19 protein-coding genes and 1 pseudogene are annotated in these 21372 nt (G+C 67.0%); 15 read left to right on the forward strand and 5 right to left on the reverse strand.

The features are described from left to right. A partial coding sequence (locus B146_RS26255) for a helix-turn-helix domain-containing protein (RefSeq protein WP_040408651.1) occupies positions 1-270 on the reverse strand: 270 nt, incomplete at its 3' end. 72 nt (positions 271-342) lie between these two features. Between B146_RS26255 and B146_RS0115155 the strand changes: the two genes are divergently transcribed. The 3 genes from B146_RS0115155 (at position 343) to B146_RS30185 (ending at position 4176) form a co-directional block, all read left to right on the forward strand. Further along, positions 343-996: a LysE family translocator gene (locus B146_RS0115155; protein WP_051091579.1), complete on the forward strand. Its 654-nt coding sequence runs from the start codon at positions 343-345 to the stop codon at positions 994-996. A gap of 341 nt (positions 997-1337) precedes the next feature. Beyond that, on the forward strand, positions 1338-2309 hold the full coding sequence (gene aztC / locus B146_RS0115160; RefSeq protein ID WP_019997305.1) for a zinc ABC transporter substrate-binding protein AztC: 972 nt from the start codon (positions 1338-1340) through the stop codon (positions 2307-2309). Between the two features lie 1192 nt (positions 2310-3501). Continuing rightward, on the forward strand, positions 3502-4176 hold the full coding sequence (locus B146_RS30185) for a ZinT family metal-binding protein (RefSeq protein ID WP_407638563.1): 675 nt from the start codon (positions 3502-3504) through the stop codon (positions 4174-4176). 408 nt (positions 4177-4584) lie between these two features. Here B146_RS30185 and B146_RS0115170 read toward each other — a convergent pair whose 3' ends face one another. The 3 genes from B146_RS0115170 to B146_RS0115180 are packed head-to-tail and all read right to left on the reverse strand — an operon-like array spanning position 4585 to position 7817. Next, on the reverse strand, positions 4585-5826 hold the full coding sequence (locus B146_RS0115170) for a metal-dependent hydrolase family protein (protein WP_019997307.1): 1242 nt from the start codon (positions 5824-5826) through the stop codon (positions 4585-4587). A gap of 35 nt (positions 5827-5861) precedes the next feature. Further along, on the reverse strand, positions 5862-6338 hold the full coding sequence (locus B146_RS0115175; RefSeq protein ID WP_019997308.1) for a GAF domain-containing protein: 477 nt from the start codon (positions 6336-6338) through the stop codon (positions 5862-5864). Between the two features lie 60 nt (positions 6339-6398). After that, a complete protein-coding gene (locus B146_RS0115180) occupies positions 6399-7817 on the reverse strand; it encodes an MFS transporter (RefSeq protein WP_019997309.1) in 1419 nt (472 codons plus the stop codon). Between the two features lie 100 nt (positions 7818-7917). Between B146_RS0115180 and B146_RS26260 the strand changes: the two genes are divergently transcribed. The 4 genes from B146_RS26260 (at position 7918) to B146_RS27870 (ending at position 11660) form a co-directional block, all read left to right on the forward strand. Beyond that, the gene (locus B146_RS26260; protein WP_244498233.1) at positions 7918-8928 is read left to right on the forward strand and encodes a MurR/RpiR family transcriptional regulator; all 1011 of its coding nucleotides are present in this window, start codon (positions 7918-7920) and stop codon (positions 8926-8928) included. A 321-nt stretch (positions 8929-9249) separates the two neighbouring features. Next, positions 9250-9561: a nuclear transport factor 2 family protein gene (locus B146_RS29570; protein WP_192843344.1), complete on the forward strand. Its 312-nt coding sequence runs from the start codon at positions 9250-9252 to the stop codon at positions 9559-9561. A 310-nt stretch (positions 9562-9871) separates the two neighbouring features. Beyond that, positions 9872-10357, forward strand: a complete 486-nt coding sequence (locus B146_RS0115200) for a PRC-barrel domain-containing protein (RefSeq protein ID WP_019997313.1) — start codon at positions 9872-9874, stop codon at positions 10355-10357. A gap of 172 nt (positions 10358-10529) precedes the next feature. Further along, entirely contained in the window at positions 10530-11660 is a 1131-nt protein-coding gene (locus B146_RS27870) for an endonuclease/exonuclease/phosphatase family protein (protein WP_019997315.1), read from the forward strand. 348 nt (positions 11661-12008) lie between these two features. Here the strand turns inward: B146_RS27870 and B146_RS26275 are convergent. Beyond that, positions 12009-12524 (reverse strand): annotated as a pseudogene (locus B146_RS26275) (methionine synthase); the annotation flags it as partial. A 260-nt stretch (positions 12525-12784) separates the two neighbouring features. On the opposite strand from B146_RS26275, the gene B146_RS0115220 reads away from it, so the two are divergent. The 8 genes from B146_RS0115220 to B146_RS0115260 all read left to right on the forward strand — a co-directional run bounded on the left by B146_RS0115220 (position 12785) and on the right by B146_RS0115260 (position 21367). Beyond that, a complete protein-coding gene (locus B146_RS0115220; RefSeq protein WP_019997317.1) occupies positions 12785-14128 on the forward strand; it encodes an LLM class flavin-dependent oxidoreductase in 1344 nt (447 codons plus the stop codon). Next, positions 14125-15324: a M20 aminoacylase family protein gene (locus tag B146_RS0115225; RefSeq protein WP_019997318.1), complete on the forward strand. Its 1200-nt coding sequence runs from the start codon at positions 14125-14127 to the stop codon at positions 15322-15324. The genes B146_RS0115220 and B146_RS0115225 overlap by 4 nt, the downstream gene beginning before the upstream one ends. Then, positions 15317-15871 carry a GNAT family N-acetyltransferase gene (locus tag B146_RS0115230; protein ID WP_019997319.1) on the forward strand — a complete coding sequence of 185 codons (555 nt, stop codon included), beginning with the start codon at positions 15317-15319 and terminating at the stop codon, positions 15869-15871. The genes B146_RS0115225 and B146_RS0115230 overlap by 8 nt, the downstream gene beginning before the upstream one ends. Continuing rightward, a complete protein-coding gene (locus B146_RS30100; protein WP_019997320.1) occupies positions 15868-17628 on the forward strand; it encodes an amino acid ABC transporter permease/ATP-binding protein in 1761 nt (586 codons plus the stop codon). Before B146_RS0115230 ends, B146_RS30100 begins: the two co-directional genes overlap by 4 nt. A 95-nt stretch (positions 17629-17723) precedes the next feature. After that, a complete protein-coding gene (locus B146_RS0115245) occupies positions 17724-18653 on the forward strand; it encodes an ABC transporter substrate-binding protein (protein WP_019997321.1) in 930 nt (309 codons plus the stop codon). Positions 18654-18724: 71 nt separating this feature from the next. Next, on the forward strand, positions 18725-19660 hold the full coding sequence (locus tag B146_RS0115250; protein ID WP_019997322.1) for an ABC transporter substrate-binding protein: 936 nt from the start codon (positions 18725-18727) through the stop codon (positions 19658-19660). Between the two features lie 80 nt (positions 19661-19740). Then, a complete protein-coding gene (locus B146_RS0115255; protein WP_019997323.1) occupies positions 19741-20727 on the forward strand; it encodes an MsnO8 family LLM class oxidoreductase in 987 nt (328 codons plus the stop codon). A 10-nt stretch (positions 20728-20737) separates the two neighbouring features. Then, a complete protein-coding gene (locus B146_RS0115260) occupies positions 20738-21367 on the forward strand; it encodes a GNAT family N-acetyltransferase (RefSeq protein WP_019997324.1) in 630 nt (209 codons plus the stop codon). Positions 21368-21372 lie beyond the last annotated feature (5 nt).

The raw sequence follows: 21372 nt of genomic DNA on the forward strand, positions 1-21372 counted from the left end.
CTGCAGCTTATGTGCTTCCATCCGAAAGCCGAGTTCGGCTTCCTCCATCCGTTCTGCATGCGCGATGAGGTGCCTCGCCTGTTCCGTCAGTTCGAGCCGTCCCCGAGCGCGGGCGAACAGGGAGACGTTCAATGCGGCTTCCAAGGATTTCAAACGTCTGCTGACAGTCGTCGCATCGACCATTTGCTCGCGCGCCAACTNGGTGATGGAGCGGGCTCGGCTCGCCGCCAGCAAGAAGCGCAAGTCATCCCATTCAATCCGGCGCACCATGATACCTGCATCTGTGCAGCGAGAGTCTGCATAATACGGCGTACATGCGGGTTGCGTCGAGCGATATAGGGAATGCCTTTCTCATGGAGAGGACATCCCGTGGAGCATTCTGGAATCCTNTTGGCCNTGGCGAACTTCGCNTTCGTCACATCGATCACGCCNGGGCCGAACAACTTCATGGTCATGGCGTCCGGCGCCGCCTTCGGTTGGCGGGGAACGTTTCAGCACATGCTGGGTATCGCGCTCGGCTTCTCTTTCATGATGGGTGCCGTCGTCCTCGGCTTCGGCGCGATCCTGGAGCAATTTCCCCACATCCTCGTGGCGCTGCGGTTCGTGGGTGCAATCTGGCTCCTGTGGCTTGCATGGCAGCTCGCTCGCGTAGCGCTCACGCCTCTAACTAAGGCATTGACCTCGGAACCGGCTGTAGAAGCGGCGCGTCCCTTGAGTCTCTTCCAAGCGGCGATGTTCCAATGGGTCAATCCGAAAGCCTGGATGATGGCGGTCGCAGCGAGCGCCGCATATTCCGGGGTGTCTTCGGATCCTGTGAGGCGCGCGCTCATCATGATCCTGACCTTCGCGGTGGCCGCTGTGATCTGCAACAGCGCCTGGGTTCTGGCGGGAAAGGCGCTTCAGCGGCTGATGGTGGGCGGCAACAGTGCCCGCATCGTCAACCTCATCATGGCCGCTCTCGTCGTGGTGAGCGCCGCGCTGATCCTGATGGGGTAGGTCGAGCCCCTGCACGCAAATGCAGGGCGCGGCCTTGCCCAATTTTTGAATATCGGCAATCCAACCTGATGCTCCAAAAGGAGACTGACAGCATTCCACCCAAGCGCGCCGTTCCGCGCCCGAGAAGCAGACGGCCTGAAGCGGCTCATCCCCTGTCGGCCCACTGGCGTCGATCACGCGCAATCCCTGACTTTCCGGACAGGAACGTCCGATCGGCATCGCACGGGCGCATCCGGCCTGCGCGATCCGGCGCGACGGAATCGCGTCTGGCGATCAAGCCGGGGTTGTCATCGTAATAATATAACATTACAGCCCTTGCCACGGTCTTTCGTGGAGCTTCCATGCGCAAGCTATTCATCGCCGTCTCGTGCGGCTTTCTCGGCAGGACGGTGAAGACGAGCCTCGGCCTCGCGCCACTGCTCCTCTCCAGCGTCTTGCCGGCGACGGCTGAAGCCGAACCGCTGCGCGTCGTCGCCAGCTTCTCGATCATCGGGGATCTCGCCCGAGAGGTGGGCGGCGAGCACATTGCGCTGACGACGCTCGTCGGCTCGGACGCCGACGCGCATGTCTACGAGCCGCGCCCGGTCGACGCGAAGGCGCTCGCCCGGGCCGACGTCATTCTCGCCAACGGGCTCTCCTTCGAGGGGTTCCTGCCGCGCCTCGTCGCGGCGAGCGGCGCGAGCGCGCCGCTGGTGGAACTCAGCGAGGGCGCCGACATCCTGACCGATCCCAATGGCGGCCACTACCATTTCAACGGTGGCAAGGCGGTCTTCCACGCGACCCCGAACGATCCGCACGCCTGGCAGTCCATCGCCAACGCCAAGGTCTATGTCCGCAACATCGCCAAAGCCTTCTGCGACGCGGACCGGTCCCATTGCCCCGTCTATGAGGCAAATGCGAAAGCTTACGGCGAAGAGCTGTCCGGTCTCGACGCCGAGATCAAGGCGGCCCTCGCCGCCGTGCCGGAGGACCGGAGAACCGGCGTCGTCGGCCACAACGCCTTTCGCTACTTCGAGCGCGATTACGGCGTCACCTTCCTGTCGCCGCAGGGCATCTCGACGGGGTCCGAAGCGTCCGCCGCCAATGTCGCCGCCCTGATCCGCGACATCCGCGAGAAGCGCGCCGTGGCGGTCTTCGCCGAGAACATCTCGAATACCAGGCTGATCGAGCGGATCGCGTCGGATGCGGGCCTTGAGCTCGGCGGCACGCTCTACTCGGACGCCCTTTCGGCCGCGGACGGTCCCGCGCCGACCTATGCCGAGATGATGCGCGCCAACGCGCGGACCATCGCAAAGGCCCTCGCCTCCGACTGAGGTCCAACCCTCCCCTTTCCCCGACTCCCCTTTCCCGATCCCGTTTCCAATGGAGAAGACGATGCTGCGACCCCTTGCCTGCGCGACAGGCCTATCGCTCGTCCTGGCGGCCCACGCCCTGGCGCAGGACGCCGAACAGGGCCACGAGGACGTCACGCTCTACCGCGTCTTCGTCGGCGATCACGACGCTCCGAAGGTCACGGCCTTCGACCTCGGCGATCCGGCCAAGCGCTGGTCGTTCGAGACGACCGGACAAGCCAAGCTGTTCGGCATCGACGACGGCTCGGCCGTCGTGGCGGTCCAGTCCGACAATGACAAGGTCGACTTCATCCGCAGCGGCATCAGCCTGCACTCGCACGGCGATCATTCGGACATCTCGATCGCCGACCCGGCCGCCGTGGACAGGGCGCTCACCGGACCGCGCCCGTTCCACCTGATCGACCACGACGGCAAGGTCGTCATCAACTTCGATCGCGGGGGCTATGCCGAGATCGTCGACGCGCATGCGCTCGGCGAAGGCAAGGTCGAGGCGACCCGGCTTCCCCAGGCGCGGGCCCATCACGGCTATGTCGCGCCGATCGGCGACGCCTGGGTGACGAGCGTCGCGTCCGACGCGCCCGTCGAAGGCGGTGCTGCGCCCAAGCGCCTCGGTCTCCAGCAGGTGAAAGAGGACGGGACGCCCGTCGGCGAGGTGCAGACCTGCACCGGCATCCACGGCGAGGCCTTTTCCGGCGCCTATCTCGCGACGGGCTGCAAGGAAGGCGTCCTGACGGTCACCGCCGGGACGGACGGGCCGAGCTTCAAGATGCTGCCCTATCCCGCCGACCTGCCCGCAGGCGAAAGCACCGGAACGCTGCTCGGCTCGAAGGCGATGCAGGTGTTCCTCGGCAATTACGGCGCCAAGGGGCTCGTCGTCGTCGATCCCGTCGACGAGCCCCATTTTCGCCCCATCGAACTGCCCTTCCGGCGCATCGACTTCGCGCTCGATCCCGCCAATGCCCGCTTCGGCTACGTGCTGACCGAGGACGGCACGCTGCACCAGATCGACGTCCTCGACGGCAGGATCGCCAAGAGCGCCCGCGTCACCGAGCCCTACTCGATGGACGGACACTGGAACGATCCGCGCCCGCGCATCGCCATGGCGGGCGACGAGGTCGTCATGAGCGATCCCAGGGCGGGTGTGGTCCGCCGCATCGCCAAGGACACGCTGAAGGAGGCGGGCACGATCGCCGTCGAGGGCGCGCCCTATAATATCGCCGTCGTCGGCGGCAGCGGCGTCGTCCACGAGGGCGACGGCCACGATCATGCGGGCCATGCCCATTCCCATGGCGACCCGAAGATCTATGCCGGCTATTTCGAGGACAGCCAGATCCAGGATCGGCCGCTGTCGGACTACGCAGGCGACTGGCAGTCGGTCTACCCCTATCTTCGGGACGGCACGCTCGATCCGGTCTGGCAGCACAAGGCCGAGAAGGGCACGATGGATGCGGCCGGGTACAAGGCCGAGTACGAGACCGGCTACCGCACCGATGTCGAGCGGATCACCATCGAGGGCGAGGTCGTCACCTTCTACAAGGACGGCAAGCCGACGAAGGGAACTTACGCCTATGACGGCCGCGAGACGCTGACCTACAAGAAGGGCAACCGGGGCGTGCGCTTCATCTTCGAGAAGACGGGGGGCGACGCCGATGCCCCGCAGTTCATCCAGTTCAGCGACCATGGCATCGCCCCGGCCAAGGCCGACCACTACCACCTCTACTGGGGCAACGATCGCGCCGCCCTTCTGAAGGAGGTGACGAACTGGCCGACCTACTACCCCTCCGCGCTGAAGCCTGCGCAGATCGTCAGCGAGATGATGGCGCACTGACGCAAATCCCGGATCGGCGTGGACGGGGCGCTCGGTATGTTGTGCCGGGTGCCCGTGTCCACGCCGAGGATTTGGCGGACAGGCATCCGCGTGCTCGCTGATCCCGTCCTGCCTTGCGCGTTCCGCGCCCGAAGCTTTCGATCGCTGTCGCTCTGCTCGAACGGCGTGCGTGGTCCGGGCGCCTCCGTGACGACATTGGCCCAGCGCAGGCGCGCTGGATCTTACTCTGACCTGGGGAACGCTGGGCAAGCCGGACGGCCCGGTCGCAGGTGAACGGCGGCGCGCATGGGTCGCGACCGGTGGCCATTGCATCGTAGACGGCGAGCCGATCCCGCCCGTCGCCTTCGACACGCCCCGCTCCTGTCGAGGCTGCTTGCCGTCGGCTTGCCTGAAGGCGGTCGTTCGGTGTTACCGGAAATGCTGCTCTACTCGCTTGACCGAGATTCCTCCCTTCATGATGAGCGGCATGTTGCGTCCTTGCCCTGTCAGCAAGGCCAAGTCGTCCAGCGGGTTGCCGTTGACCGCGATGATGTCCGCGAAGGCACCCGGCGCGATCGTGCCGACGCGACCTTCCAGTCCGATCGCCTTCGCCGCGTCCGACGTCGCGGAGCGAATGACATTCATCGCGGGTAGGCGTTCGCCCCGGATGACGAACTCCTCCGATTGGTGCTCGTGCATCTCGCCCAGAAGGTCGGTGCCGTAGACCATCGTGACGCCGGCCTCGTGGAGGATGGACAAGGCTTCGAGGCCCGCGCTGCGCACGTCTTCGATCTTGGCGACCGAGGCGGAAGGGAGGCCGAGCGCCGCACCATCCTTGGCCAGACGATCATAGACGATATTGGTGGGCACCACGAAAGCTCCCTTCTCGCGCGCCAGGGCGGCGGTGTCCGGGCGGATCAGATTGCCGTGCTCGATCGAGATCACCCCGCATTCCAGCGCGCGGCGGATCGCTTCATCGGTGTAGAGGTGGGCTGAGACGTAGGTCTGCGCGTTGCGCGCTTCCTCGACGGCTGCCGACACTTCCTCGCGCGAGAAGCCGAGATTGGCGATCGGATCGGTCGGGGACGAGACACCGCCATTGGCCATCAGCTTGATGAACTGCGCGCCCCCCATGATCTCCTCGCGGCAGGCACGGCGAACCTCGTCCACGCCGTCGCAGATGCGGCCGAGCGCTCCCAGGCGATCGGGATAATGCTCGACGGTGCGGCGGTTGTGGCGACCCCGATAGTCCGTGTGACCACCGGTCTGGGAGAGGGCCTTGCCGCAGATCACCAGGCGCGGACCTTCGATGCTGCCTTCCTCGAGCGCTTCGACGAGGCCATGGTCGGCGCCGCCCAGATCGCGGACCGTGGTGAAGCCGCGCAGCAGCATGCCCCGCATGATCCGTGCCGCGCGAAGGGCGACGAGCGAATTGGGTAGGTCGGCATTCGCCCCGAGGTCGAGCTTGGTCGCGATCACATGGACGTGGCAGTCGATCAGACCCGGCAGAACGGTGAGGCCGGAGAGGTCGATCGTGGTCTCGGCCGCCGAGCGAATGCCGGGACCGACGTCGCGGATCGTCTCGCCCTCGATGAGGATGTCGACGGGATCGCTCGGTCTGTCCTGCGAGCCATCGACGATCCGGGCGTTCTTGAGGAGGGTCAGGGTCATGCGGAAAACTCTCGAAAATGCGGGTGGCGCAGGCGTCAGCGAAGCGCAGCGGCCTGAAGGAAAGCGGGAATGAGAAGAGGGGCGAGTTCCTCCACGGCCGCCAGATGCTCGGGGCCGTAGACATGTTCGCGGTGGGTCAGGTTCACCGTGCCGATGCAGCGCCCGTCGTAGACGATCGGGACATTGATCTGCGAGCCGCCGCCCAGAGCCTCGATCGTGGCATGATCGTAGAAGGCCCAGCGAAGTCCTTCGCGATCCCGCGCCAGGAAACTGCGGCCCTGTTTGATGACGTGATCGCCCCAAGGCGTGTCCGTCATCGGCTTGCGACCCGAGACGGGATAGCTGGCAGGGTCGCTCGTGTAGAGGCGCACGACCTCCGCGCCATCCACGACCAGAAGCGTCAGAAGGATGTAGCCGACCCTCTTCTTCAGGACCGCATCCAGTTGCGCGAAGAAAGGACCGGGTTGTCGGGGCTCGCCGAGCGAGCGGGTGAGGTCAACGAAGTCGTTCATGGAACTGTCCTCGACTGAAGCAGCCAGGGAAGAGCCGATGCCCCTCCCCGGCCGTGCTGCTCAATGCCTGATCTGGTCACCGGAGACGGCGAAGGCGCCGTTCCCGTTCTGCGAGCTCGATCCGGCGAACTCTTCCGCCTCGATGTCTTCCAGCGAGCGGTTCTTGGTCGGAATGCCGAGCAGCAGGACGGAAAGCCCGCCGACGAGCAGGATGCCCGTGGTCATGCCGAAGACCCCCGCGAAACCGCCGATCGGATAAACGGCGCCCACCAGGATCGGTGCTGCGATGCCTCCGATGCGCCCGATCGCCGAGGCGGTGCCGACGCCCGTCGCGCGGATGCGTGTCGGGAAGACCTCCGGCGTATAGGCGTATTCACCAGCGGCCACGCCGTTGATGAAGAAGGACAGAACCATGGCCAGCAGGATCACCTGCGTGTCGCTCTGCGCGAAGGCGAGACCAAGCGCCGCCACGGCCGCGAGCGCCATATAGGTGACGATCGTGTACGGCCGTCCGATCTTCTCGCAGGCCCAGGCGGCGGAGAAGTAGCCGGGGATCTGCGCCGCGAAGATCAGGATCGAGAAGGAGAAGCTTCGCGTCATCGTCATGCCGCGCTCCACGAGGAGGCTCGGAATCCACGTCATGAAGGCGTAGATGCTGAAGGTCACCGAAATCCAGAGCAGCCAGGTCATGATGGTGATGCGCCGGAAGCGAGGCGACAGAAGCGCCTTGAAATTGTCGATGAGCGAAGCCGTCGAGACGCTTGGCGCGGCGCGCATGGGCTCGGGCTCCGGCAGCGCGATGCCGCGCGCCCGGTAGTCCGCCTCGATCGCCGAGACGATGGCGTCGGCCTCTGCGTGGCGTCCGCGCGATTCCAGCCAGCGCGGCGATTCGGTCAGGCTGCGGCGCCACCAGAGCACCACGACGACCGGCAGACCGGTGACCACAAGCGCATAGCGCCAACCGTCCACGGACATGGGAACGAGGACGTAGCCCACGACAGCCGAGATCACGAACCCGAAGGAGAAGAAGGCCGCGAGCGAGGCCGTGAAACGGCCGCGATACCGGGCGCCGACGAATTCCGACAGGAAGGGGGCAATGATCGCCGCTTCCGCGCCCATGCCGATGCCGCCGACGACGCGCAGCGCGAAGAACTGATGCCAGTCGTTGACGAGAGCACCCGCGAAATTGGACATGCAGAACAGGACGAGCGCCCAGAGCATCACGTTCTTGCGCCCATAGCGGTCGCCGACACCGCCCGCGATCAAGGCGCCGACCAGAAAGCCCACATAGGTGCTGCTGGCGAGATAGCCGACCTGGAGGCTGGTCAGTTCCCACTGCACGCGCAAGGCGGGAAGCAGGAACGCGATGATGCCCGCGTCCCAGGCCTCGAACATGTAGCCGAGGCCGCCCATCAGAAGCAGCTTGTATTGAAATTTCCCGACAGGGAGCCGTTCGAGCCGTGCGGCCGTTGCATGCATGCGGATGTCCTTTCAAAGCAAGGAAGGGTCAAGAAGGCAAGGCATGAGGGTGCGATCGCTGGCGGGGGCCCTTCCGCGCGTCTAAGATCGGGTTGGATGCATGATGGGCGCGTCGTCACATCGCCGTCACGCAAAGATTGTTGCAACGAGTTTTTTTGAAATGCAACCTGCAAAATTTATTGCAAAGCAGGCGACGGGTGGCGTCGAGGACTGGTTGCGCCGGTTGGAGACCGCCGGAGACCTGTCCCGTGCCGGCCATGACGTGGTTCAAGCCTTGGTGCGCGACCCGAACCTTGCTTCCTACGCCTCCGCTTCAGAGATTGCGGGCGTCGCCGGTGTCAATGTCGCCACTGTCACGCGCACGGCGCAAAGCGTCGGGTTTTCAGGCTGGCCGCAATGGCGCCAGGAAATCCGCGCGCGCTATCTGGGAACTCTGTCGGCGCCCGAGCTGAACGCCGTGCACCGGGCCGAGGCCGGCACAGGCCAGCCCTTCGACGACACGGTGAACCGGCATCTCCAGCAGGTCGCCGATCTTCGACGCAGCGCCGACAGGCAGGTCGTGCGCCTCGTCGCCGAAGGCATCGCCAAAGCCGAACGACGTCTGGTGATCGGCTCGGGGAGCTTCGCCTCCATCGCGCGCATTCTCGCCCACCATGCGACGTTGATCGGCTATCGCTGCGAACTGGCCGAGGACGGGGTCGCGATCGCCAACTCGCTCGGCGATATCGGGCCGAACGACATCGTCGTCGTAGCGACGTTCTGGCGCCTGTACAATTCAGCGATCCGGGCCGCCCATGACGCCAAGGCGCGAGGCGCCAGGGTCTGCGTCATCACGGATGCGGCGGTCGAGCAACTGACTTCGGTCTCGGACCATCTGCTCGTGGTTCCGGCGGAAAGCGCGTCCTTTTTCGCCACCGTCGTGCCGGGCCTCTGCCTCGTCGAGGGGATCAGCGCCGAACTCGCCGTCATCGATCCCGAACGAAGCGCGCGTTCCATCGCGAATTTCGAGGAGCAATGGCAGGCGCAGGACCTCCTGCACTTTCAAACCGCGCCCATGGACTCGAGAAGAGCCAATGCGCAGAGCGCCACCACCCAGAACGTCGAAGAGTGAACGGGATGCCGGCTTAGTCCCTGCCAAACGCAGAGGCTGACGGTTGCCCTCATACCCGATCATCATGCCTCCGATCGCTCCCGCTCGGCATCAAGGGCATCGTCCACGGGTTCGGAGGCTTCGTTGCAAACAGTCGCTCGGATCGCAATGATCCCGTGCCGTTCACGTCACGGGCGACGAACATCTCGAAGAGCCGTGCGATGAAGCGTGCGTCCGATGTGCTTGCGAGGCTGTCCACCATCGAGCGGAACTGACCTGTCCGGAACATCCGCCGCGTCTCGAACCCCCGCCCCTCGAGCCCTCGAACCCTCGAATGGCGTTGTGCGCCGTCTTCTGCGATTGGAAACCTCGGACCGGACGGATACGCTGCGTCAGCTTGCCGTGCTCGGACACCAGGCGAGGACGCTCTCGACGAACGCCCAGCGCGATCGGGTGCGGCGCGAGCACGCTTTCGTCCTCGTCACCGAAGGCGACGAGTTGATCGCGCTCGGGCACTATAGCGGAACGTACAAAGCGGAGAACGAGAGCATCCGCGCGCCCTTCCTCCATGCCGGGACGGTCCGCGATGAGCGGATCGTCCGGTTCGTCCAGTATATCGACACGGTCCTTGTCCAGCACGCACTGGAGGCGTGACGGACAGCCAACTCGAATGCCCCAGCTTCCGCATCTTACCGCACGATTCCTCGCGAGCCGGGCGATCGGATCGTGCGGCCCCTGCGCAGCCGGTGAGAGGCGAGTAGGCCAGGAAAGCAGGCCCGCTCGGAGCGAGCCTCGCGGCCTTCCGAATGGGGTCGGATCAGTGGTTCATCCTCGCGAGTTCCAGCACGACGGCTGGAGGCGTGAGTCGGCCCTCTGGTGTTTAGCTGTGAACCAAATCGTCGCAGGAGTGTTTGACTGGGCGAAGCCGAGCCAATCGCGTCTTGGCCAACATCTGGAATTCCTCATGAAGATCGCCTTCCTGACTGCCGCCACCGCACTGTTCGTTGCTTCGTCCGCCATGGCGCAAACCGCGACGCCTGCCGCGCCGGCAGCCACCACGGCGCCAATGACCGCAACCGCGCCGGCGCCCGGCACGGCCATGGACAACACGGGCGGCATGATGATGGGCACCTCGGCGACCGTTGCTCTTAAGTACGTGACGCTGTCCGAGGCCGACATCATGGCCTCGCGCCTCGAGGACCTCGACGTCTACAACAACCAGAACGAGGACATCGGCGAGATCGAGGATCTGGTGATCAAGGACGGCAAGACGATCAGCGGCGTCGTCGTCAGCGTCGGCGGCTTCCTCGGCATCGGCGACCGCTACGTGCTGCTGGACCCCTCCAGCATCGTCCTCGCCGACCAGAACGGCGAGCTGCGTGCGATGGTGAATACCTCGAAGGAGGAGCTGACCAACGCTCCGGCGTTCACCTACGAGAACCGCGACTGATCCTCTCCGGAGGTTTCGCGATCGGCGGCGTCCAATCGGGCGCCGCCTTTTTTGTAGGTGACGAGGAGCGGCGCATGGTTCTGGAGAGTTGGTCGGGCCTCCTCGGGGTCCCCGATGTCGGGCCGTCGGCCTTACCCGAGGAGGCGCTCGTCCTCCGCGCGGACGCGGCCTGATGTCTCGGATCGTCTGGCGCATGGTCCGCATCGCCCTTCTCGCGGTCTCCGTTCTCGGGCTGGCCGCGACCGCGATACCCCTCGTTCCCACCGACACATGGTGGATCCGCTTTCTCGACTACCCCCGCCTCCAGGTCGCCATCGTCATGCTGGCCCTTCTCGTGGCGGTCCTCGTCGCGCCCGGCCGGACAGGAACGACGTGGCTGGCAGCCGCGTGCTCGCTCGTCGCGATCGCCTGGAACGCGGTGCTGCTCGGACCCTATCTCGCCCCGATGGTCGCCCCCTGGCCCACGCCCGAGGTCGAGGCGGGCCGGTGTCCGGCCGACCGTCGCCTGCGCGTCCTCTCGGTGAACGTGCAGATGGGCAACCACCAGGACCGTCGCCTCTTAGAGATGGTCCGGCGCGTCGATCCCGACATCGCCTGGTTCCAGGAGACCAATGCGTGGTGGGAGGCGGAACTGGCGCCGCTGTCCGACACGATGCCGCACGGCGTCGCCGAGACGCAGGACAACTATTACGGCATCCACCTGTTCTCGCGCCTCCCGCTGGAAGATGTGGAGGTTCGGTACCTCACGAACTCCCGGAACCCGTCGGCCTTCGCGACGGCGACGCTGCCCTCCGGCGACAAGGCGAGGCTCTACGCCATCCACCCCCGCCCGCCGCAGGTCGGGCAGAGCACGGCTGAGCGAGACGGGCAGATGATGGCGGTCGCGCTGGAGGCCCACGACGACACCCTGCCTCACGTCGTGATGGGCGACATGAACAGCGTCCCCTGGGAGGAGATCGCCGCGCGCCTTCAGCATATCGGCGGCTTTCGCGACCCGCGCGTGGGGCGAGGTCTGTTCGTGACCTGGAACGCGAACCGGACGCTCCTGAAGTGGCCGCTCGACCACGTGCTGCCGGGACCGCGCTGGACGCTGGCGAGGCTCGAGGTGTTGCCGGAGTTCGGATCGGACCATCTGCCGCTGCTGGCGGAACTGTGCCTCGGACCGGAGCCGTCGGAACGCCGGACCGTCACACCCGCCGAATTGGCGGCAGCGCGGCAAACGGTCGAGCGGGGTCAGGGCAAGGCCGTCCAGCGCGGGGCGTCGGAACCGTTGGGCGCTGAAGGGCCGGAGGGCGATGACTGAGGCGCGCCTTGAATGAAGGGTCAGTCTAGCGGCGAGGTCCGCTTCTTTCCGATCTCGCTTCGAAGCCGGCTCGCGCCGAACCGGCAGCGGGCGGCTTTATCCAAAAGGCTGGCTGAAAGCCCACAACCGCCTTTCCAGGCAGCCGGGGCCTTCAGGCCTGGGAAGACGGACACCGGCAAGCGACCCATCCGCTATCGACCCTTGCTCGTCGTTCCACGCCTTTCAGCTCTCAACCCGGGAGCGGACATAGGGTTTTCCCACTCGGACAGGTCGCTCTCTCCGGTTCGTTTCGGACTGGCGGGTCGAGAGCAGGCGCTTGGGAACGCCCCGTTCGCCCTGGGGCGCGGGGTCCTTGCGGATGATGGCGGCACCCGCGCCCAGGGCCGCCAGCTTGCCCCGGGCCATGTCGCGCGACAGCGGCGCCATCCCGCAGTTCGTCGCGGGGATGAGCTTGTCCGCGTCCACGAACCGGAGCGCCGTGCGCAGGGTATCGGCGACCTCTTCCGGCGTTTCGATCGCGTCGGTCGCCACGTCGATCGCGCCCACCATCACCTTCTTGCCCTGGATGAGCTCGATCAGGTCCATCGGCACGCGCGAGTTCCGGCATTCGAGTGAGACAATGTCGATCCCGGACTTGCGGAGGTTGGGGAAGGCCTTCTCGTAGTGCCGCCATTCCGCGCCGAGGGTCTTCTTCCAGTCGGTGTTGGCCTTGATGCCGTAGCTGTAGCAGATGTGGACGGAGGTCTCGGCCTTGAGCCCTTCGGCCGCCCGTTCGAGGGCTGCCATCCCCCAGTCGTTCGCCTCGTCGAAGAAGACGTTGAACGTCGGCTCGTCGAACTGGACGATATCGACGCCGACGGCCTCGGGGCCCTCTTTGCCGATTCCCTGCCCTCTTCGCGACCATGGTGGCGCCGCCCGGACCCGTTTGGCGACGAGGCGGCGGAACGAGGTAAAATGATCCCCATCCTCGAGCGCGAATGAGATCTCCATTCGTTGTCGCCGATCAATACATGAAAATAATGTACTGATCAGGTTCCGGCGATCTCGATGGCCCTCCGCCCGCCGAACCTCTCCGCCCTGAAGCGCGGACTCCGCTTCAGCCTGCGAACGGAAGGTTCTTCCTCATGACGCACACGCGCATCACCCTCGGTCTCATGCTGCACGGAGCGGGCGGCAACATGAACTCCTGGCGTCATCCGGCCGGTCCGGCGGACGCCAGCGTGAACCTGCCCTTCTATGTCGAGCAGACCCGGCGCGCCGAGGCGGCGGGCTTTGCCTTCGTCTTCGTGGCCGACGGGCTCTATATCAACGAGAAATCCATCCCGCATTTTCTCAACCGGTTCGAACCGCTCACCATCCTGTCGGCGCTGGCGACGGCGACGACGCGCATCGGCCTCGCGGGAACGGTCTCGACCTCCTATAGCGACCCGTTCACGGTGGCCCGGCAATTCGCCTCGCTGGACCTCATCTCCGGCGGGCGCGCGGGCTGGAACGTGGTGACGACGCCGCTCGAAGGGTCGGGCCGCAATTACGGCCGCCCCCATCCCGAGCACGCGCTGCGCTACCAGATCGCCGACGAATATCTGGAGGTGACGCAGGGGCTCTGGGATTCCTGGGACGACGACGCGTTCAAGCGGGATCGCGAGAGCGGCCGCTTCTTCGATCGCGACAAGCTGCACCGGCTGGATCACAAGGGTCGCTTCTTCCAGGTCGAGGGGCCGCTGAACATCCAGCGCTCGGCGCAGGGCCAGACGGTCATCTTCCAGGCGGGCTCCTCCGAGGACGGCGTCAGCCTCGCCGGCAAATATGCCGACGCCGTGTTCACCCATTCGCCCTCGCTGGAGGAAACCCGCGCCTTCCGCGCCCAGGTGCGCGCCAGCGCCGTAGCGCATGGGCGCGCCTCGGCCGACGTAAAGGTGCTGCCGGGCATTCATCCGATCGTCGGCGCGACGCGCGAGGAGGCGGAGCGCAAATACGAGATCATCCGCGATCTCGTCTCGCTGGAGGACGCGCTCGCCTATCTCGGCCGCTTCTTCGACCATCACGATTTCACGCAATACGACCCGGACGCCGCTTTCCCCGACCTCGGCGATCTCGGCGCCAACAGCTTTCGCTCCACCACGGACCGGATCAAGCGCGATGCCCGCGAAAAGGGGCAGACGCTGCGCGAGGCCGCTTTGTCTGCCGCGACACCCCGGCCGAATTTCCTCGGCTCGGGAGAGGAGGTCGCCGAGACGATCATCCACTGGATCGAGGCCGGCGCGGCCGATGGCTTCATCGTCGGCTTCCCGGTGTCGGCGGAGGGGCTCGACGATTTCGATCGCCATGTGATCCCGGTTCTGGAAGCGCGCGGCGTCTATGACCGCGCCCTGCCGGAAACGACGCTGCGCGGCAATCTCGGCCTGCCCTTCAAGCCGAGCCGTCATGCCGCCGCCGATGCGCCGACGGCGTCGCGGGCCTCGGCATGAGCGGCTCGCGCCCAGGAGGCGAGGCAGCGCGGCGATCGATCGCGCGCCATGCGGGGGAATTCGTGGTGCTGCGCCGCGATCTCCACCAGCATCCCGAACTCGCCTTTGCCGAGGAACGAACGTCCCGGATCGTCGCCTCGCTTCTGGAAAGCTGGGGCTACGAGGTGACGCGGGGGCTCGGTGGCACGGGCGTCGTCGGCACGCTGCGCCGGGGCAACGGGCCGCGCGCGCTGGGACTGCGCGCCGACATGGACGCGCTGCCCATCGCCGAGGAAACCGGCCTGCCCCATGCCAGCCGGACGGCCGGGGCCATGCATGCCTGCGGGCATGACGGGCACACGGCGATCCTTCTCGCCGCCGCGCGCTATCTGGCGGTGGAGGGCGGCTTTTCCGGCACGCTGCATCTCATCTTCCAGCCGGCCGAGGAAATCGGCCAGGGCGCGCGCCGGTTGATCGCCGACGGCCTGTTCGACCGCTTCCCCTGCGATGCGGTCTTCGGCCTGCACAATTGGCCGGGCGTTTCCGCAGGGCGTTTCGGTTTCGTGGCCGGGCCGGCCATGGCCTCGGTGGACTGGGCGCGCATCCGCGTGGCGGGCCGGGGCGGGCATGGCGCCGAGCCGCATTCGGCCGTCGATCCCGTGGTGGCGGCCGCCCATATCGTCACCGGCCTCCAGACCATCGTCTCGCGCAACGCCGCGCCGCTGGATCTCGCCATCGTCACGGTCGGCTCCATCCACGGCGGCTCGGCGGCCAATGTCATTCCCGACAGGGTGGACCTGACGCTGACGACCCGCGCCTTCCGTCCCGAGATCCGGCAGCTTCTCGAAAAGCGCGTGAAGACGGTGGCGACGCTTCAGGCCGAAAGCTTCGGGGCGCTGGCCGATATCGAATGGAAGGAGGGCTTTCCGAGCGTCGTGAACCACCGGCGCGAAACCGATCTCGCCCGCAGTGTCGCGCTCGACCTCTTCGGCGAGGCGGGCGTGGAGCCGGACTTCGCCCCGCGCACGGCCAGCGAGGATTTCGCCTTCCTGCTGCAGGAGCGGCCGGGCAGCTATTTCTTCGTTGGCAATGGCGACAGCGCCCCGCTCCACAGCCCCCGCTACGACTTCAACGACGCCTTGATCGAGCCCGCCGCGACCTATTGGGCGGCGCTGGCCGAAACCTTTCTCGTATCCCCGGAGACCCCGCATGGCTGACCGCATCGTCCAGACCACGCCGCTCGACCCGCGCGCCGCGCCGCTGATCGAGGATCTGATTCGCGAATATGACAGCCGCTACGGCACCTATTTCGACGCGGAAGGCGCGCGAGCGGAATTGAACCGCTACCCGGCCGAACTCTTCGTTCCGCCCCACGGCAATTTCATCCTCGTGCTGCGCGGGGGCGAGACGATCGCCGGCGGCGCGTTCAAGCGCTACGACGCCGGGACCGCCGAGGTGAAGCGCATGTGGACGCGGCCCGACCTGCGCCGCCAGGGGCTGGCAGCCCGCGTTCTCGCCGAGCTGGAACGCCTCGCCGCCGCCCAGGGCTACGGCCGCATCTATCTCACCACCGGCTTCCGCCAGCCAGAAGCCGTGCAGCTCTATCTGTCGCTCGGCTACGGCGCCCTGTTCGACACGAAGGCCAATCCCGAGACCTATCAGCGCCTGCCGTTCGAGAAGGTTCTTCGGCCGAGCGCTGCCGCCGGTCTTGCCGCTTTGGCGCAAGCCGCTCCCTCTCGGGACCTCGGAGGGCTTGCCCGATGAGCCTCTCCGCTTCCTTCGACGCGGCGCTTGGCCGTTCCGCCAAGGGCGGGCGCGCAGAGGCCCCGACGCGCTTTCGCATCGTGCCCGCGCGCCACCCGCTGCGCGCGGTCGGCACGCTCGCCGCCCTTCTTCTCGTCGCCGCCGTGCTCCAGTCCACGCTCACCAATCCGCGCTGGGGTTGGGACGTGTTCGCGCAATGGTTCTTCGCCGAGCCGGTTCTGGTCGGCCTTGGCCGCACGTTTCTTCTCACCCTCATCGGCACGCTGTTGGGCTTCGGGCTCGGCACGCTTCTGGCGCTCGCCCGCGTCTCGGGCTCGCCGGCGATCTCGGCCGTCTCCTTCGCCTATGTCTGGGTGTTCCGCTCGATCCCGCTGATCGTGCTGCTGCTGCTTCTCAACAATCTCGGCTATCTCTACGAGACGCTGCGCCTCGGCGTGCCCTATACCGACATCACCTTCGCCTCCTGGTCCACGACGCAGCTCATCACGCCCTTCGCGGCGGCGGTGATCGGGCTGACGCTGAATCAGGGCGCCTATTCCGCCGAAGTCATTCGCGGGGGCATTCTCTCGGTCGACCAGGGCCAGACGGAGGCCGCCGCCGCCCTCGGCCTGCCGCGCGGGCATCAGGCCCGGCGCATCGTCCTGCCGCAGGCCATGCGCTCCATCCTGCCGGGGGCGTTCAACCAGATCATCGGTCTGGCGAAGGGCACCTCGCAGGTCTACATCATCGCCCTGCCGGAACTCTTCTACACGGTGCAGGTGATCTATCGCCGCAACCTGGAGGTGATCCCGCTCCTGATGGTGGCGACGGTCTGGTACTTCATCATCCTGACCGCGCTGTCGCTCATCCAGCGCGTGGTGGAGCGGCACTATGCCAAGGGCGCCCTTCGCAACCCGCCGCCTTCGATCCTGAGCCGGCTCTGGCCGACGCGCGCTGGCACCCCCGCTTCCGCCGAGAGCGGTGCCGTTCCCGCTCGGTGGACGAGCCGAAGCGATGTCGGCGGGGAAATCGAAATCCGCCACGCGCGCAAGAGCTTCGGCGAGGTCGCGGTTCTGAAGGACGTGTCGCTTCGCATGGAGCCGGGCAGCGTGACCGTCATTCTCGGCCAATCGGGCTCGGGCAAGTCCACGCTCCTGCGCACGATCAACCATCTGGAGCGGCTGGACGACGGGATCGTGACGCTGGACGGCTCGCTGATCGGCTACCGCCGCGACGGCGACACGCTTTACGAACTGCCGGAAAAGGAGGTGCTGAAGCGCCGCGTCGATGTCGGCATGGTGTTTCAGGGCTTCAATCTCTTCCCCCATCTCACCGCGCTCGAAAACGTCATCGAGGCACCGATGGCGGCGCAGGGCCTCCCCCGCGCCGAGGCCGAGGCCCTCGGCCGCGAGCTTCTGGCCCGTGTCGGGCTCGGTGCCAAGGCCGACGCCTATCCCCGCCAGCTTTCGGGCGGCCAGCAGCAGCGTGTCGCCATCGCCCGTGCGCTCGCCTTGCGGCCCAAGGTTCTCCTGTTCGACGAGCCGACCTCGGCGCTCGACCCCGAACTCGTCGGCGAAGTGCTGGCCGTCATCCGCGAACTCGCCCGCTCCGGCACGACGCTCGTGATCGTGACGCACGAGATCGGCTTTGCCCGTGAGGTCGCCGACCGCGTGGTCTTCATGGATGGCGGCGAAGTGCTCGAAGTCGGCCCGCCGGCTCAGGTCCTCGGCGCGCCCCAGCATCCCCGCACCCGAGACTTCCTCGCCAAGGTGCTGTGAACGCCCGGTGGCGGCCGGGGGGCCTACCGCCCCGCCGCCAACTCCCGCCCTTTCCCCTCCCACCGCTCAACCCAAGGAGACACGCTGTGCCTTCATTGCTTCCGCGCGCCCTTTCGGCGCTCGTTCTCGCCGCCTCGCTCGGGCTCGCCACCGCCGCCTTGGCTCAGCCCGTGGCGGTCGATCTCGACCCCGCGCAGCCGGGCCGCATCCGGGCCGAGCCCGTTCCCGCCGCGATCGCGCTCCTGCCGAAAGACCTCAAGCTCGTCACCCCGGGCACGCTCTCCGTCGCGACCAGCCCCGGCCAGTTGCCCTTCTCGGTCTATGCCAGCGACACCAAGACGCCCGTCGGCGGCGAGCCCGATCTGGCGCAGCTCGTCGCCGACAGTCTGGGCCTCAAGCTCGCCATCGAGGGCGTCGCCTGGGCCGACTGGCCGCTCGGCCTCACCTCCGGCAAATACGACGCCGTGATCAGCAACGTGACGGTGACGGAAGCGCGCAAGGAGAAGTTCGACTTCTCGACCTATCGCAACGACCTTCTCGGCTTCTACGTGCCGCTGGACAGCAAGATCCAGAAAATCGAGAAGCCCGAGGATGTCGCCGGGCTGAAGGTCGCCGTGTCGTCCGGCACGAACCAGGAACAGATCCTTCTCGGCTGGGTCAAGGCCAACGAAGCGAAGGGCCTGAAGCCGACCGAAGTGGTCTATTTCGATGACGATGCCGTGCGCCAGCTCGCGCTTCAGTCGGGCCGGATCGACGCCTATCTTGGGCCGAACTCCACCTCCGCCTATCTGTCGGCGCGCGACGGCAAGACCCGGCTCGTGGGCAACTTCTCCGGCGGCTGGCCCGAGACGGCCGAAATCGCCGTCGCCACCCGGAAGGGCGCAGGTCTGGCGGAGGCGATCACCGCCGCGATCAATGCGCAGATCGAGAACGGCAACTACGCCAAGGTCCTGGCGCGCTGGAACCTGTCGTCCGAAGCGATCGAACACTCGCGCACCAACCCTGCCGGCTTGCCGAAGAGCTGAGCCCGCGCCCCCGCGCCGGTTTTCGCGCCGGCGCGGCCTTCCACTCGGTCTCAAACTGGAGCTTCCCCTCGATGTCTCTTGCAAGCCTTGCACGCCGCGCCGCCGGCGGGTTCTTTCTCGCCGCGCTGCTGGCCGCCCCGGCTTGGGCGGTCGAGGGTTTCGACCTCTCGCCCGAGCAGGCGGGGCGCGTCCATGCCGAGCCCGTTCCTGCCGCGATCGCGGCCCTGCCCAAGGACGCGCGCTTCGTGAACCCCGGTCATTTAACCGTCGCGATCACGCCCGGCGGACCGCCGCTCGGCACCTATGCGACGGATGCGGCCACCGTCGTCGGCGCCGACCCCGACTATGCCTCGCTCGTTGCCGAGGCGCTCGGGCTCCAGCTCGATCTCGTGCCTGTCGCCTGGGCCGACTGGCCGCTGGGTCTGGCGTCGGGCAAATACGACGCCGTGATCTCGAATGTCGGCGTCACCGAACAGCGCAAGGAGAAGTTCGACTTCTCCACCTATCGCAAGGGGCTGCACGGCTTCTTCGTCAAGAAAGGCTCCGGCATCGGCCCGATCGCCGAGCCCAAGGACGCGGCGGGCCTTCGCATCATCGTGGGCGCCGGCACGAACCAGGAGCGCATTCTTCTCGAATGGAGCCGGCTCGACGTCGAGGCCGGGCTGAAGCCGATCGAGCTGCAATATTACGACGACGAGGCGGCCGGTCTCCTGGCGCTCCAGACGGGGCGCGCCGACGTGGTGGTCCGCCCCAACGCCCAGCTCGTGTTCATCGCCGCACGGGACGGCAATATCGAGCGCGCGGGGACGCTCAGCGCCGGCTGGCCCCTGAAATCCGACGTCGCCATCGCGACCCGCAAGGGATCGGGACTGGCGCAAGCGCTGACGATCGCCACCAACGCCCTGATGGATCAGGGGCTCTTCCAAAAATCGCTTGAACGCTGGCAGCTCACCGAGGAAGCCCTGCCGCGCTCGCAGACCAACCCGCCCGGACTGCCGAAATATTGACCTGGGCGCGCAGGCACGCCCCGCGCGCTTCGCCCCCACTTTTCGATCGACCCGATGCTCCCGCTTGCGAGGCCCCTTGCATGACCTATCGTCTCAGCCTTCTCGACAAGAGCCCCGTCGCCACCTCTCCGGCCGAAGCATTGGCGACGAGCCTTGCCTATGCAAGCCTTGCCGACCGGCTCAGCTATCACCGCTTCTGGGTCGCCGAGCATCATGGCACGGATGCCCTGGCGAGCGCCGCGCCGGAGATTCTCGCCACGCATCTTCTGGCCCGCACGAAGCGCATTCGCGTCGGCACGGGCGGCGTTCTGCTCCAGCATTACAGCCCCTACAAGGTGGCCGAGCTCTTCGGCGTCCTCTCGACGCTCGCGCCCGGCCGGGTGGATCTGGGCATCGGCAAGGCGCCGGGCGGGTTGCCGTTCGGCACGCGCGCGCTGCAAAGCGAGCTCGCCGCGCCGCGCCGGCCCTTCGAGGCCAAGCTGCGCGATCTCGACCTGTTCCTGCGCGGCCCCGCGCCGGAGGGGCACCCCCTGGCCGGCGCCGAGGCGCTGCCGCGCGCCGCCGTTGCGCCCGAGCGCTTTCTTCTGGGTGCGAGCGAAGCGAGCGCCGCGCTGGCGGCGGAACTCGGCTGGGGCTTCGTCCATGCCGGCCATCACGACGGCGACGCGCCGGCGACCGAGCGCAGCCTCGCGCGTGCCCGGCAGGGCGGCCCGGAGCCGATCCTCGCCGTTGCGGCCTTTGCCGCACCGACGCGCGAGGAGGCGCGCGCCGCCGCAGCCCAGCGCATCTTCAAGCTGCATCTCTCCGACGGTCACGCCGTCAATCTCGGCAGTCTCGACGCCGTCGAGGCCTATGCGCGTCAGTATGGCGCCAAGCCCGTCAAGGTCGAGGAACGTCGTCCCCATGTCCTCGCCGGCACGCCGGACGACGTTCATGCCGAGCTCGCCGATCTCGCGCGCCGTCATGGCATCCGTGAATTCATTCTGGACTGCCCGGTGGCCGACCCCGTTCAGCGGCTGCGCTCGATCGAGCTGATCGCGGCGGCATCCCTGCGCGCAGCGGCGTGAGACGAGCGCCATGAGCGATCGCCTTCTGGCTTCCAGCCCGCTCGCCCCGGAGGCGCGGCCCGTTCTCGACGGGCTCGTGGCCGAGTCTATCCTTCGCTATGGTTCGCAGGGGCGCGCCGATCCGAGGGCGGAGGTCGATCGTTACCCGCCGGAGGCCTTCGCGCCGCCCCTTGGCGCATTTCTCCTGCTGCGGCACGGCGAATGGACGATCGGCGGCGGCGCGTTCATGAGCCATGATGACGAAACCGTGGAGCTGAAGCGCATCTGGACCCATCCCGACCTGCGCCGGCAGGGTCTGGCGCGGCGCATCGTTCTGGCGCTGGAAGCGGAGGCGGGCGCGCTCGGCTACACCCGCGCCTTCCTGACGACGGGGTTCCGCCAGCCGGAAGCCGTCTCGCTCTATCTCTCGCTCGGCTATCGCCCGCTCTTCGATCAGGCGGTGGACCCCGCCCTTTACCGGGTTCTACCCTTCGAGAAGCGGATCGGCGCGCGCGCGGGCGAGCCCGGCCGCTCCAGCCCGCGCCAGCCCAGCGCCACGCCGGACGCGGCCGTGATCGAAGCCTCCCGCATCAAAGCCGAGCAGGAGCGGGTCATTCTCGCGCGCCTCGCCCGCTTCCCCCTTCCGCTGGCCGCCGAATAATCTCG

Source organism: Aureimonas ureilytica DSM 18598 = NBRC 106430, assembly GCF_000382705.1.
GTDB lineage: Bacteria > Pseudomonadota > Alphaproteobacteria > Rhizobiales > Rhizobiaceae > Aureimonas > Aureimonas ureilytica.

Excerpts from the sequence above, each read along its gene's own strand:
- B146_RS0115170 (WP_019997307.1), bottom strand. The coding sequence starts at position 5,826 with ATGACCCTGACCCTCCTCAAGAACGCCCGGATCGTCGATGGCTCGCAG.
- B146_RS0115225 (WP_019997318.1), top strand. The coding sequence starts at position 14,125 with ATGAGCGGCTCGCGCCCAGGAGGCGAGGCAGCGCGGCGATCGATCGCG.
- B146_RS0115220 (WP_019997317.1), top strand. The coding sequence starts at position 12,785 with ATGACGCACACGCGCATCACCCTCGGTCTCATGCTGCACGGAGCGGGC.
- B146_RS27870 (WP_019997315.1), top strand. The coding sequence starts at position 10,530 with ATGTCTCGGATCGTCTGGCGCATGGTCCGCATCGCCCTTCTCGCGGTC.
- B146_RS30100 (WP_019997320.1), top strand. The coding sequence starts at position 15,868 with ATGAGCCTCTCCGCTTCCTTCGACGCGGCGCTTGGCCGTTCCGCCAAG.
- B146_RS0115180 (WP_019997309.1), bottom strand. The coding sequence starts at position 7,817 with ATGCATGCAACGGCCGCACGGCTCGAACGGCTCCCTGTCGGGAAATTT.
- B146_RS0115230 (WP_019997319.1), top strand. The coding sequence starts at position 15,317 with ATGGCTGACCGCATCGTCCAGACCACGCCGCTCGACCCGCGCGCCGCG.
- aztC (WP_019997305.1), top strand. The coding sequence starts at position 1,338 with ATGCGCAAGCTATTCATCGCCGTCTCGTGCGGCTTTCTCGGCAGGACG.
- B146_RS0115250 (WP_019997322.1), top strand. The coding sequence starts at position 18,725 with ATGTCTCTTGCAAGCCTTGCACGCCGCGCCGCCGGCGGGTTCTTTCTC.
- B146_RS0115175 (WP_019997308.1), bottom strand. The coding sequence starts at position 6,338 with ATGAACGACTTCGTTGACCTCACCCGCTCGCTCGGCGAGCCCCGACAA.
- B146_RS26260 (WP_244498233.1), top strand. The coding sequence starts at position 7,918 with ATGATGGGCGCGTCGTCACATCGCCGTCACGCAAAGATTGTTGCAACG.
- B146_RS0115200 (WP_019997313.1), top strand. The coding sequence starts at position 9,872 with ATGAAGATCGCCTTCCTGACTGCCGCCACCGCACTGTTCGTTGCTTCG.
- B146_RS0115260 (WP_019997324.1), top strand. The coding sequence starts at position 20,738 with ATGAGCGATCGCCTTCTGGCTTCCAGCCCGCTCGCCCCGGAGGCGCGG.
- B146_RS0115255 (WP_019997323.1), top strand. The coding sequence starts at position 19,741 with ATGACCTATCGTCTCAGCCTTCTCGACAAGAGCCCCGTCGCCACCTCT.